The organism is Mycobacterium sp. D16Q16 (assembly GCF_002013745.1).
Taxonomy (GTDB): Bacteria; Actinomycetota; Actinomycetes; order Mycobacteriales; family Mycobacteriaceae; genus Mycobacterium.
This window is the reverse complement of record NZ_MAEY01000011.1, coordinates 1-13155: the sequence shown is the minus strand read 5'-3', so window position 1 is coordinate 13155 and position 13155 is coordinate 1. Positions and strand designations below refer to the sequence as shown.

The following is a 13155-nucleotide window of genomic DNA, read 5'->3' as shown; positions in this document are numbered from 1 at the left end:
GGTCCGAACATGCGTCCGACTACACCTACTTGGCATCGCGTCAGTCCCGTGGAAGTCTCAATGAATAAACCGGAGTTCCGTAATTATATCCAGGTTATTGAATCAACAGATCGTCATGTTCGTGTCGACGGAAGGGCTCCACAAAATGGAGCGTGGTCGCGGTGTCAACGAGAAATCTGGAATACCGGTCATCGGTTGCAGAATAGTATTCTAAATTTGTCAATGATTCCGTTGCTAACCGGAAAATATGCGTGATGATGTCTGGTTGGATCTCCTTCCGCTCCGACACCTGTCTTCTTTGCAAAGTATATGTTTTCGAATGTCGCACATGTATCTCATTCTCGAAATATCGAAAAATGGGATACGCGGGCCGCGTATCCGCGCTGCGGAACGAACTCGGCCGTTCCGGGGCGTGAAGCCGTAACTATGCGCCGGATACGTGGCGAACGAACATGCCGCATCTTGCGGTGGACACGTACCACGGCTGCGGTCTTGCGCGCAATCGTGATTGCCGCGGTCCGAGGGGTGGACATCTTTGGGGTGGTTTGGGGTGGTGTCCCCGGCAGCCGAACGTGCCGGCAACGCTTAACGCCTGGTGGGATGGCCTGAGTCTTGTCGCCCGGCCACTCGACCTGCTCCGCACGCGGGATCCTGAACACCACACCCGACCGTGCCGTACCATGGGTATCCGTTGATGACCGCGAGGGGATGCTATGGGTATCTACACTGTAGAGTTCAATGAAGACAAGGCTCGCCAAGGCGCCCGTTTATGGGCCGACGTTGCTACCAAGTTTGATGCAATAGCGCAGAAGGCCGATGGTATCAAGGATCAGCCCTGGGGGCCGGCGGGAGATAAGATCGCCGACGAATTCGCGAACGGCGAGGACGGTTTCATCAAGGTTCGCGATACAATTGTCGGAATTGCGAAAAACGATTTGAAGCCTGCCCTCGACGATGTCGGGTCGGAACTCACCAAATCTGCGGATTCCTACGTAAGGCAGACGAACTCGATACGCGAACACTGACCTCGAAACATCGTTACTATGCGGCTACGTGCGCGGCTTAAGGGGTAGCTGAGTATGTGGGGCTGGCTCGAAGATCTTATCGGCGAAGAACTGCCAAAGGGCGACGGGGAGGCGTGTAAAAATCAGGCGAAGGAATGGAAATCCCTCGCCGACGAGTTGAAGAAGCTGAAGACCGACGCGGAGACCGCGCAGTCCACGACATTACTTGGGTTTATCGACGGCCAATACCGTGAGGGCCTGGATCCCTGGTTCAATGGCCTCATCGATAATATCGACGGGTTAATCAGTAATTTCGAATTGCTGGCGGAGAGACTGGAGCACGTCGGCGAAGAGATTCGAACTACCAAGATTAGGTTCTGGGTAGACTTCGCGTTACTTGCCTCAAACTTATTGGTCTTCGGTGGACCCGGGCTGATACTGCTGAAAACGGCAGCAAAAGCCCTAGCCAAACGCCTGGTCGCGAGAGCCGTGGAAAAAGTGGCCTTTAAGAAGATCACCACCTCCGCGATCACAGTGGCGGTCAAGCGTAGGGCAGCCACGGTACTCAGCAAGAACTTCGTAAAGAAAGTGGGGGTGCCGGCCGTAGTCGGCGCCGGCTTGGGGTTGGGCCAGGATGCCGCCCGCCAGGGGATATTGCTCGCGAATCACGCTGCGGTCGATTCGAACGGCAGGCCGACGTCACAATTCAGCCTAGGCTCGACGCTCAAGGCGGGTGCCTCAGGGCTGATTATGGGTGGAATCGGCGGGGGGGTCATCTCAAAATTCGCGCCCAAGATGAATGGGAATGTATTCAAAGAGTTCGGCGTCCATTTCGCGGGCAATTTCGCTGGCACGATAGCCGGGGAAGGGATTGTCTACCAACACTTCGACCCAACGAAGGCCGCGATCATGTCTGCGGCATTCGGGGCGCAAGGCGTAGCGGGCGACCATATGCCTCCTCTCGGGGAGAGGGCCGCCCCATCACACGACCCCCCTGACGGTCCTGGACCCGCGACCAAGGTGTATCCAGAGGCACAGGCACCGGCCCACGTTGAGCAACCCGCGCATGCGCCGGAGACTGCGCAACCGCATGAAACGCCGGCCCATCGCCCTGCCGCAACAGTAGAGACACCTGTCCAGGATTCGATCAGCAATGGCCCTCTCCATACGACCGGCCAACCCAGTCAGTCCGCGGCGGCTGCAGGGGTCAAAACGCCGACACCGGCAGCGGCACCAGAGGCGGCGGCACAACGACCGGCCGAGTCGGCCGCCCGCGGTCCGGTGGTGGAGGGGCCGCGTTCGGGTTCGGATGGGGGCCCGTCGGGCCCGCCATTGAAGGCGGCTCCCGCGGCGGAGGCATCGTTGTCGGCGGCCACTTCGGAGGTGAAAGCCGATGCGCGTTCCATGGCCTCGCTGCCCGAAGCGGCGAGCGCAGGGTCGCCAGAGGGCGCCGTGAGGGTTGCCGATGGGGCCGTCCCTGAGGCGAACGCGGAGGCGCCCGCGGGCGCGGTGAAGGTTCCCGAGGGGCCTGCCCCCGCGGCGGGAATCGCTGCAGCAGATCTGGCTGGTTCGCCGGAGATGCGCGGCCCGCAGCCTAGTTCGGTTGAGTTAACGCAAACGGGTGGGCCTCAGGTCTCCCACGGGCAGATCGATGGTTCACCGGTGCCGGTCGAGAGAGGATCGGCACCCGCCGGACAGAGCGTGACCGGGTCGGATTCGCGGTTGGCTCAATCAGGTGGGGGAGATCGCCCGGGACCAGGAGTCGAACGGCCGGCCGCCGCAGACGCCGCGAGGCCCGCGCCCGAGAAGCCCGCGGCCACCGGAAGATCTGCAGCGGGCCTCGGTGCGGACGCAGTGGGGACCCGTGGCGGTCGCCTCAGCTCCGAAACCGGTCAGGCTGCTTCTGCGGGCGTGCACGGGGACAAACTGCCGTCGGATCCGCCGATGCGGGGTCAGCATCCCGATGCCCCCGGACGACCGGATTCTCCCGCGGCCCCTGACGGACCTACTGACCCGTCTCCGGCTCATCGGGACGATTCCGCCGGTATCGGCGAGGAGGCCAGGGCTGGCGACGGGCGCGTCAAGATCAGCGGCCACGGCACCTATAACCCGGAGAACAGAACGTTCAAGGTCCCCGAAGGCACGTCGGTCACGGTGTACGGCGAGCACGGCGCGAGAATCACCAACGAGTTGGGTCACCGGATCGAGACCGGCCAGGACGTTTCCGGGGTGTATTCGAAGACTTATCACGCCGGCGAGGAGATGCCCGACTACACGCTGCATCCTCCCGGAGATCTGGGCATTCAAGGGACACCGCACACCGTCGAGAGTCCGACGCAACTCAGCAAGCTGCTCACCGAGAACATGGGGCCGGCCGACTGGGCCGCCTGCGTGGAGGCCGCCGTAACTCCCGAGTACGGCGATGCGCCGGGCAGGCATATGTCGTACGGCGTCGAGGGCATCAGAAACAAGGTGACCGGGGAAATGGCTCACTATAAGGAGCCCGATGCCCCGTCGCAGGGGCCCCGCGTATCTGGAGGCGACCACCAGGCTAATCGCGCACCGGATCACATCGATGATGCTGCGGCCGCGCGTGGGCCGCATCCCGACGAGATCAGCGGTGATAGTCCAGCCGCTCATCTGGATCTGCCCGAATACACTCCCGGCACCTTGTCCAATGCGGAGACTAGAACCGTCTACGCACACGGCGAATTACGCATGCAGGAACTGAACAAGCGCTGGATCGAAGAGGGTGTACCGGTCCAGGAACGCGCCCACCGCATGTTCGAAACTCGGAATGAGTTGCGGGAGTGGGCTCGGACTTTGATGGCCGATCGAGAAGCTGCGGCGCATCTGAGTGCCAACGAGAAGATGATGACGTGGGATCGACTGGTGGAGAAGACCGAGGCCAAGGGCTTCTCCGGCGACCGTGTGTTCCAAGAAATCATCGACAGCTCGACTCGCAGCCGGCCCGGTGTCAACGATGCGCTGGGCATCGACCCACACAACCCGCCACCACTGCCGCCGCATGATGGACCCGCTGCGCGCGGCGGTGCGATCCCAGATGCTGCAGGGAAACCTCCTCACGAACGGGCCGCGTTAACGGAGGACACCAGGAGCGGGGAACCTGAGCGCTCTGGGCCGAAGCACGACAATGAACCTGGCGAATCGTCTAGGAAATCCCAGCCGGATGACGTGAATCCGCAGCACGAGACCTCTCCTCGTGGCAACGAATCGCAGGCCGCGCATACGCGTGCCATTGCCGATGAGGCATTGTCTCGGCGCATCCCGCCAGTTGACCCTGAGGGCATAAGAACTCCACTTGGCAACGGGGAACGTGTGCCAGGTCATACACGCGACAACGCGGACTGGTGGAACAGCTTGCGAGCGGATGAGCAGCGTGCGCTCATCGAGTCCTACCCCGAGCACGTCGGAAATGCCGAGGGCATCCCATTAGAGGCTAAACACGAGGCGAATTCAAACTCACTGAATAATGCCCGCAACGAATTACATAACAAGCTGGATAATGGAGAGAAGCTGACCCGGCCGGAGCGTAAAGAGCTTGAGCGGTTGGATGAACTTCACAAAGATCTCGCGGATGCGAAAATTGCCGCAGAGGCCGCAGGCGTAGGCGGTCCGCATCTTCTCGCGTTTGATTCAAAGGCATTTGGCGGCGATGGTCGAGCGCTCGTTAGCTTCGGTGACAATCCTTACCGCGCGGATTCCGTTTCGTGGCATGTCCCCGGTTTGACCACCACAATCGACAAATTGGGCGTCAATATGTCTAACGCCCTTGAGCACCTGAAGTCGGTCGGGAAAGAGGATGGGAATCTTTCGGCATCGTCTATCGCTTGGATTGGCTATGACGCGCCGAGTGGGCGTGGCTTTCTCGGGGTTATCGGTCACGGTATGGCGCGTACGGGCGGCAATATTCTTCACGCCGATATCCGGGCATTCAACACTGCGCATGATGCACTCGCGGGCGACGGCAGTCATTTCTCTAACAATCATGTGTTCGGACATTCGTACGGGTCGACGACTACCTCGTACGCAGGCCATGACGGACGCCTAGCCGGTCAGATTCAAACGGTGACGCTGCTGGGTTCACCTGGTGCGGGCCCACATCACACGGCCGAGAGTTTTCGAATCGGACGCGAGAACGTCTTCGTCGCGTCGTCATCTCGGGACTGGGTTACCACACTCGGCGGGCGCGACTCCGACGGGCGATTCCTGCGGCACTTCGGTTTGGGACGCGACCCAGCCATGGAGAGTTGGGGCGGACGGCGGATCACTGCCGAGTTCCCGCCAAGTATGGACACCCTCAAGACCGCGGGAACCCACTCTGCTTACTACCACTCGGTGGAGGGCGTCGGCCAGCATCCAGTTCGCAGCGAATCTCTCGCGAATTTCGGCCGCATCGCATCGGGTCACCCCGAGCGTGTCGACTTCGAAATGCACCGAACGGTGGACGAACGTCCCGGCTGGCAGCTGGGGCTGCGCACTGACGAGCCCGCGGCAGGCCGCCCACTGCGTTTGGACGGTGATGCCGGGCATGGCCTGCCCACCGATAGGCGCGGGCTGGATCCAAGATGGCATTCGGACTACGGCGCGGTTGACGGCCAGCCACGGCATGCTGTCGATAGCGACAGCGCTGGGATTACCCATGATCGGCCTGCCCCGAATGAGGGCAGGCACGCGGCTACCGAGAACGTCGGGCGGGACTGTCTTCCGCGCACCGCGGACGCGTTTGGTGAACTGACCGGTCGACCGATTCGGATCGACGCCGAGCCGACGTCGAGTGGACTTCCGGCCCGGTTGATCTTCGAAGGAACGGGTTCGGCGGCGCATTTCTCGAGCTACGCGGAAGTGGCGGCTCGCCTGCGTGAAATGGGCGATGGTGCCAGCGCATTGGTTGCATCTAGGTGGACCGGCGGACACGACAGCGGGCATGTGGTTCTGGCGGTGAACCGTGGGGGAGAGATCCATCTGGTCGACCGGGCTGCGGGCATCGAGCGTGGTGGGTGGCCGCCATCGTGGGGTGACCGGGCAGTAGATCGTGTTGCCGTTGGATACTTTGATGCGCACGGGAATCCTGTTGCGCGGATGGGAGGGGAGCACTCGCTCACGGCAGCGGATGCGGTTGGCGATGTCGCGGGCAGGCGGCTGTACGACCACACCCCGGGCGAACCGACGGTGCGTCTGCGGCCTGATTTGTCGGCCCGAGAAGGCCTTGCCGTGACTGAACGGCGCTTCCCGGATTGGACCGCGCATATCCTTCCGGACGGGCTCAACAAACAGTTGGCCACCATGTCAGAATCCGCGGCCAGATCGTTCCTCGAAGGTCATCCCAAAGTGCAACACGTTGATCGGGCACGTGTCGAGTTCGACTATCCACCCGGCAGCCATCGGGAGTTTTCGGCTTCCCATGTCAAAGAGGTCGAAGTCACCGTCGGGAAAAACAGCGCAAAGTTCACAATCGTTGATGGTGTACCTGCGCGGGCGAAATTTACTCTGGAAGAGGTATTCACCGGGCTAGATCGCTCCTCTAACGAATCGGCGGCACAGCGGTCCCTTGACTTGCTGCTCAGTGATGATGCCGGGCACATGTCGGGGTTCCGTTTCACCCTGGATCAGGGTGGCGACAACCTGTTCCCTCAGGATTCCAACTTCAACCGTGGCGCATACAAGGTCATGGAGAACGAATGGGCCTCCTTTGCCGCGAATGGAGGGCGCGTAGAAGCGACTGTCAATCTCATTCGCGATCCCGCTGATCCGCTCGGTCGTCCCACCAAAGTCGTTGCGGCTTACAAGATATACGACACGGAAACTGGTCAACTGGCTCACGCCAAGGTGGAGAAATTCGATAATAGCTCTGGTCAGAGTCATCATCGACGGGCCACACCAGAGATTCAGAAATTGTTGGCAGGTATACGTGCTTCCGGTGACACCGATTTCAGTCGAAGTGATCCCATACATTCCGACGAAGCAGCCGGGGCTGGCTGGCAGCGGGACGCAGATAATTTCAGAGGGCAGGGTGCGCCTACCACTCCTTGGCGATTTATCGATGATCCGGCGAACTCTGCACAGATGACGCCGGATGTAGCCAAGCTGATGGGCGATCCTGCACACCCGCTTGGATTAGATCCGCGGGGCGTTCCTTACAACGCCCGGACGTATTCAGATGATTTCAACATGCTTGGGCCTGCAGGTGAGCACTGGATGAAATACCCTGACAATGATGGAGCCGTAGCTGGTACGCGAGTATCGTTTGACAGCTTTCAAAGCTTTCGTGAGGAATACGGTGTGCGGGTTGATCGGATTGGCCCGGACGATGGCGGCTATCTAGGTCTGATGGAAAACGGACGGGCTGCGAGTTGGGAAGAACGGGCCCTGCACGTGAATAGTTTGCGTGAGCCGTACAGCACTTTTGCTTTAGATAACTTGCCGCCCGGATGGAAGCTTGAAGTTTCTGAGATAGCTCCAGGTATGGGCCAGCGCGGAGGTGGCATACAAGTCCGGGTTCTCAATGGAGACAATAAGGTTCAGTCAGTTAGTGAATTGCGGAAGCTGAGGGTGTTGATTCGTGTCGAGCGTTGATCTTTCACGTGGCCTATGCGAATGGGCGAGGCGTGCGGGCTATCAGGTGTCTCAAGGCTCGGTGTGTCCGGACGGACGAACGGTTGTGTGGTCTGGCGGAGGCGAGATACGCATTTTCATAGGGCAACGACCGGATGGTTGGTTCCAGATGACTGATTCTGAGCGGATGCAGGCTGAAGGATTTCTACTGTGCGCAGTTTCGATGGACGTTGTTGAGAGGTTCCTCTACGCCAGGTTTGGTTCGTATATCAGGGCTACTGACTTTCCGCTGCTGAACTATCCTGCGGCACCGCTTCGCGACGGTTGGACAACCATATCGGTTACGCTCGATGGTGTCAGGCGACTTGCGCTCATCGACCCGTCGGAGCATTCCGTGGCTGCGGTGAGCGCGGATCCGATCACTGGTAATGCCCAGCTTGCTGAATTATCCGTCTGTCTATCGGCGGACCTGCAGGAGTTGGAAGAATCTTTTCTCAATCCGAATGGGCGCCCTCTATTTACGACCCAAGAAGACGTTGACGAGATCCCCAATTTTACAGCCGGTATTGATCTAGACGTAGCTTTGGACTCTTATCTACAAGATCTTCGCAAGTACGGCATCGATAGGGCGCGCGAAGGCCTTATCGATACGTATGGTCCAGCGATGGCGCTATTGATTAGGTCGAAAATCGACAACATGCTGGATGATGCGGCGGGGCAGGTTGCTGGTTCCCTCCCGCCAGCGGCATCAGAATCGAGTGGAGCGCGGCCTGGGTTTTCGCGCAAGGACGTGACAGGTTCCTCCAGAGACGTGCCAGACGGCGAGATGGCTATACCAATTGAAGCAGATGATCTGGCTGAGCTGATTCTCACCGACGATGAGGCTAATGATGAGCCATGGGACAGTTTTGTATTCTTCACGTATTTTGGAGATCGGCGTACCGGCGAGTCTGGGTTTCAGTATTTCGAGACCAAGTGGCGTCCGGCTCTTGTGGGTAACATGGAACTGGGGGAGCGATTGCAGAATCTACGAGACGCTACAGCCCAGCGCGATGGCAGAACGTGGAATGCGGCAGCTATCGCAGTGAATCGAACATCGAGGCGTGGCCGCTTGTTTGTGTTCTACGGCGAAGATGCGGAGTTCTGGGACATAACTCCTGCGACTCAGAAAGCGATTGCAGAGCGTGGCCTTCAACTGACTGAACCGTTGTGAGCCAGGCTGCGGACACGGTTATCACGACCCTTCTCTTTGTCTTTCTCGCCCCGGCGGTCGGCCTTGCTTGTTGGATGGGTTTCGTAGAGGCGATGCGGGGGTTCAAAGGGAAGTCGACGTCACGTGCCTATCTGTATAGCTTTGCATCTGGAGCGATTGGAGTGCCGCTATCCGCAGTCATGTGCTACGTGACTGCGGTTGTTGTGGCCTGCGTTTCCGGTGGCTACACGTTTTATTATCCGTTTATCGCTCTTGTCGCCGGTGTCATGGCAAATAGACTCTTGTTCCTTATTGCGGATATCTTCCGTAAGAAATATGAGGACTCTGCGGATATTTGGAGTATCTGAGGTTGTTGTGGTCGACAACAGTGTTACCTAGCTATTAGCTAGTGCTCCGGACGCGGTCATTGCCTATTCCGTGGTTAGGCCTGCGATGGATAACTGTGTGAACGCGCCGTCTATGTCGGCGTCCTCGCCGAGTATCAGCCGTAACTGTGCCTTGGAAGCGGACCTTTCGGCAGCCGAGACTAATAATGCTCGACAAGCATCCCTCCGCGACTCGCCGGTTACCGCAATCATGCCATCCAACGTCTCGTCTTCGGTCCAGATCGGCGGCACCGGATAGTCAAGTTCGTGAAATGTGTCCGCCGCGCCGCGATACCATTGGCCATCCCGCCACCAGTAGCAGAACGATAGTAGGCCGACATCTCGGCGCGAGTTCAACACCGAATCGTTCACCCAATCCGGCGCACCCGCATAGAGATTCGGCAGACCCGTGTTTTCGGCATAAGCCTTGGTGAGCAACGGCGAGTTCCACATTCCGCCGGAGAGCACTGCCCGATCACCCGGCAAGACGAAAAGTGTTGACCCGTTCCGCTGTCCGTCTTCGAACAAGGCAATAGAAGGTCGAACCAGCGGTCCGAACTCGGTTCGAATGCCGGCACAGAGGGCGGCCAAAACAGCCCAGCGGGACCAGGCCTCTGGGAGCGGAACGATGTCGTCCGTCTCGATGGCGACCGTTCCCTCAGCAGCATCGCGGCGCGCCGCGTAGCTGGCATCCTGTGGTCGCCTGCCCTGAGCTTCGGGGCCGGCGATGTAGCCCGCAAGCCAGACCGGGAGATCCCTGCGGGGATACCGGTCAACGTCTCTGCGGTAGTCAGCGGGGCGAAAGAGCTGATCGTCAGGGAAGGGCTCGTCACCGTAGTCGTACTTTTCAGTCACCTGGCCTCTGTCGGTGACCTCGAGCAGCATGCGCCACCAGGGGCCTGCGGGCAATCTGGCAGCGATGTCTCGGTGTTCGGCGGCAAGCTCTGCGATGCGCGCAGGCACGGGCACCACGGTGGATCCGCTGTTGGATAGAAACCTCAGCTGAGCAACGTGAGCATCGCCTGCCATTGCGAACAGCGCAGAAAAATGCTCCCAGCCGGGCGGGCCTAGCAGTGCGAGCTGCTGCACAATCGGTTCGATCAGTCGGCTGGCTTCCCGGGAGATTGCCTCGGCCGCCTCCGGCTGCGTACCCGATTGAGTGGCAGTCACCGATTCACGCTCAGTGAACCGTTGACGTGCAACCTCGGGGGGTATGGAAGAGCCGACTTCTTCGATGCGGCCTGAGCTGCCAATGAGAAACACGGAGCGGCCGACCGGCATCTCAAGAAAGGCCATCGGATCATCCATGTCGATCTCGACAGGCGCGTATACCGACCAGCCACCAGCGAATGGATCGGCGCTTAACCCGGCGGTGGGATAGTCGATATTGCGGCTTCGAATGTAATCCGCCACCCGGGCAATCGCGTCTACGGCTTCCACATCATCAGATTAACTGCATGGTGCGGGGTCTGTCTGCGTGTGGCAGTGGATCTGCCTGGCCGGATGGGCACGAGTGCTCGGCCACTCCAACCGTGGGCAGAGGCCACCGTGTTGAAATGACTTCTCCCGCCGCGGAAAGACAAAACTGCCCGCCTCCGTAGAACGAGGCGGGCAGTTCCCTTGTGCTTGACCGTCAGAGGCCGCGGCCGCCGCCGTAGCTTCCGGATACCGCGTCGCGCACGGCGTTGTCCTGAGAGTGCATTGCGTCGTGCTGATCCACGGCATTCTGGGTCTGCTGGCTGTGGCGAGCGATCCAGTCCTGCAGGTTCAGCTGCACCGCGGCCTCGACCTCGGCGACGGCAGCTGCACCCTGGCCGGCGAAGACCGGGTACAGGGAGCGGAATGCGTCGCGCAACTCCTGGGTCGCAGCGTCGAGCTTGGTGCCATGGCTGGCGAGCTCATCGAGGTTGCCATAAGCGGCCTTGCCGTACTGAATTGAGTCAGACATGTTCGTCTCCTTGCTTAATCCGTTGTGGTCCGGGTGGGTTAAACGTCGTCGGAGGACTGGAGCTGCTTGACGCCCTCTTCGCTGACCGTGATGAAGTTGAACAGGCCCTTGGTGATCTCAGAGGCCTCATCGTTGTATGACGCCGACGCGTTCATGTACGTGCCGTGGCTGTTGCCGCCCCAGTTGGCGGCCATCGCGCGCTGCTCATCCTCGATGCCCTGGAAAATGCGGTGTGCATTCTCGCCGTGCTGGCGGGCCGTCTGGAAAGCGGCCATCGCTTCGGCCGGGCTTACTGCCAGGCCACTGTCATTGTCGAGCTCGTTACCGGTGGTTTCCATGGTGTCCTTCCTTTGCTTCCAATGTGTACTGCTGAACTCCGACCGCACTGATGAGCGTTCGCCGGATGAGGAGCATTCACGTTGTCCTCCCCCTTGAAGGCCCTAACTAGCACGAGAGTAGCAGGTAACTCAAAACTCGGCGCGCAAACCCGTGCATCCTGCAGATTTACTGCGCGGCAGAGGGGCGCGGGCCAGGTTGACCTTGTGTTCCGTACTGTTGGCCCGGAGCCTGTCCCGGTGCTCGGGCGAAGCTTGGCAGCCCCGCCTGCCCTGGCTGGGCGGCCTGGGGTGCATAGCGATCGACAGTCGCGCCTCGCGGATTCTGATTGTCGACGTAGTCGGCGTAGCTGGCCGACTGGTCGGTGGCATGCTGCACGGCACGCGCAGCCGCCTGCCCGTGTGCTCCTCGCTGCAACGGCTCTGCTGTCTCGGCGGGCTGGGAGTACTGGTCCGGGTATTGGTTGTAGTACTGCGCCATCTGTGCCCAGTATTCGGAGTAGTTGTCGTGCGAGCCCTGCTCCGACTCGGCTGGGTGCGCCTGCAGCAGCGCGGCGATCGCCGTTACTGACTGCAACCCGTTAATCACGACTATGACGGTCAGCGCCCAGCCGCTGCTTGACGCGCCGATCAGCGCGGCCAGTGCGTCCAGGAACCCTGCCACCGCCAGCGCGGCGATCACTTTGTGGTTCGAGTCTTGCCGCGGGATCAGTCCGAAACCTGACAGCAGGGCCGCGAATACTGCAAACCGCACGCCCCAGACGCCGGCATGTCCAGCGGGCAGGGGCCCGAAACTCAGTAGATAGGACGCTGCCCCCAGTACGAAGACTGCCAGTGCCATGTAGCGAGCCAACGGCCTCTTTTCGTCCGTGTCGTAACTGTCGCTATACGCGGCGGTGTAGTACCCCTGACTTCCCGATGGATAGGACATGCCCCTCCTACATCGCTCGGCCCGGCCTTTGGGGCCTCTTTGTTTAGGCTAACTCAGACATGGTCTTGCCTGACCTAGGACGGGCGTAGCAATCTCGAATTGGGAGTGTCCGTCGGCCACCATTACCATGGTTTAGGAGTGGTATCACTACCTGGAAGGGGGGGCGTTGGCTAAGAAGAAGCCCACGGCCGAGCCGGATGAGGGATCCATCGCGCGTCCTCCCTGGCTGCCGCCACCGGAGAAAGAACGGCGTTGGTCGCTGTCGGGGCTCGGAAATAAGAAGAAGGATCAACGCGAGGCTGCCCAAGATCGCGAAACTCCCCAAGTCGTCGACCTTGACGACGACGAGTATCAGACCGACGAGCCGTCGGCGGCCGCTGTTCCCGAACCGACGACCGTGGAGGAGGTTGAGGCGGATAGGGCGGTTGCGCCCGCTGATGTTGATGAGCCGGTGAGTCCACCCGTGCCCGCGCAGACCGCCGACGCGATCGTGGATTCGCCGACTGAGCCTGAGCCCGGGGTGTCGGAGCCGGTGGGTGCGCCTTGGGAGATGGTTGTTCCGGCTTGGGGTGAGGTGTCGGAGTCGTCGGCGCTTGACCGCGTTGAGGTACCCGGCAGTGGGGACGACGCAGTCGCTGTTTCTCCGCCAGCTGAGCCTGAGTTTGTGGTGTCGGAGCCGGTGGGTGCGCCTTGGGAGATGGTTGTTCCGGCTTGGGGTGAGGTGTCGGAGTCGTCGGCGCTTGACCGCGTTGAGGTACCCGGCAGTGGGGACGACGTGGTCGA

The 13155-nt window shown here is 60.4% G+C and carries 8 protein-coding genes and 1 pseudogene; 5 read left to right on the top strand and 4 right to left on the bottom strand.

Annotation, left to right across the window (positions count from 1 at the left end; all coding sequences use genetic code 11):
• The first annotated feature begins 713 nt into the window (after positions 1-713).
• From B4394_RS11585 to B4394_RS11570, 4 genes are read left to right on the top strand one after another with little or no spacing between them, the layout of a single operon-like run.
• The gene (locus B4394_RS11585) at positions 714-1025 is read left to right on the top strand and encodes a hypothetical protein (protein ID WP_074252729.1); all 312 of its coding nucleotides are present in this window, start codon (positions 714-716) and stop codon (positions 1023-1025) included.
• A gap of 54 nt (positions 1026-1079) precedes the next feature.
• Positions 1080-7601, top strand: a complete 6522-nt coding sequence (locus B4394_RS11580; RefSeq protein ID WP_078315112.1) for a putative adhesin — start codon at positions 1080-1082, stop codon at positions 7599-7601.
• The gene (locus B4394_RS11575) at positions 7588-8793 is read left to right on the top strand and encodes an Imm61 family immunity protein (protein WP_078315111.1); all 1206 of its coding nucleotides are present in this window, start codon (positions 7588-7590) and stop codon (positions 8791-8793) included. The genes B4394_RS11580 and B4394_RS11575 overlap by 14 nt, the downstream gene beginning before the upstream one ends.
• Positions 8790-9140: a hypothetical protein gene (locus B4394_RS11570; protein ID WP_078315110.1), complete on the top strand. Its 351-nt coding sequence runs from the start codon at positions 8790-8792 to the stop codon at positions 9138-9140. Before B4394_RS11575 ends, B4394_RS11570 begins: the two co-directional genes overlap by 4 nt.
• 63 nt (positions 9141-9203) lie before the next feature.
• Here B4394_RS11570 and B4394_RS11565 read toward each other — a convergent pair whose 3' ends face one another.
• The 4 genes from B4394_RS11565 to B4394_RS11550 form a co-directional block, all read right to left on the bottom strand.
• Positions 9204-10598, bottom strand: coding sequence for a hypothetical protein (locus B4394_RS11565; RefSeq protein ID WP_078315109.1), 1395 nt, complete (start codon positions 10596-10598; stop codon positions 9204-9206).
• A gap of 193 nt (positions 10599-10791) precedes the next feature.
• Positions 10792-11106, bottom strand: a complete 315-nt coding sequence (locus B4394_RS11560) for a hypothetical protein (protein WP_078315108.1) — start codon at positions 11104-11106, stop codon at positions 10792-10794.
• Positions 11107-11144: 38 nt separating this feature from the next.
• Positions 11145-11444: a hypothetical protein gene (locus tag B4394_RS11555; protein ID WP_078307817.1), complete on the bottom strand. Its 300-nt coding sequence runs from the start codon at positions 11442-11444 to the stop codon at positions 11145-11147.
• Positions 11445-11610: 166 nt separating this feature from the next.
• Entirely contained in the window at positions 11611-12372 is a 762-nt protein-coding gene (locus tag B4394_RS11550; RefSeq protein WP_078315107.1) for a DUF5336 domain-containing protein, read from the bottom strand.
• 166 nt (positions 12373-12538) lie between these two features.
• Here B4394_RS11550 and B4394_RS11545 point away from each other — a divergent pair.
• Positions 12539-13155 (top strand): annotated as a pseudogene (locus tag B4394_RS11545) (AAA family ATPase); the annotation flags it as partial.

Bases quoted from the DNA above. Each gene is read 5' to 3' on its own strand.
- B4394_RS11550 (WP_078315107.1), bottom strand. From the start codon at position 12,372: ATGTCCTATCCATCGGGAAGTCAGGGGTACTACACCGCCGCGTATAGC.
- B4394_RS11585 (WP_074252729.1), top strand. From the start codon at position 714: ATGGGTATCTACACTGTAGAGTTCAATGAAGACAAGGCTCGCCAAGGC.
- B4394_RS11560 (WP_078315108.1), bottom strand. From the start codon at position 11,106: ATGTCTGACTCAATTCAGTACGGCAAGGCCGCTTATGGCAACCTCGAT.
- B4394_RS11580 (WP_078315112.1), top strand. From the start codon at position 1,080: ATGTGGGGCTGGCTCGAAGATCTTATCGGCGAAGAACTGCCAAAGGGC.
- B4394_RS11555 (WP_078307817.1), bottom strand. From the start codon at position 11,444: ATGGAAACCACCGGTAACGAGCTCGACAATGACAGTGGCCTGGCAGTA.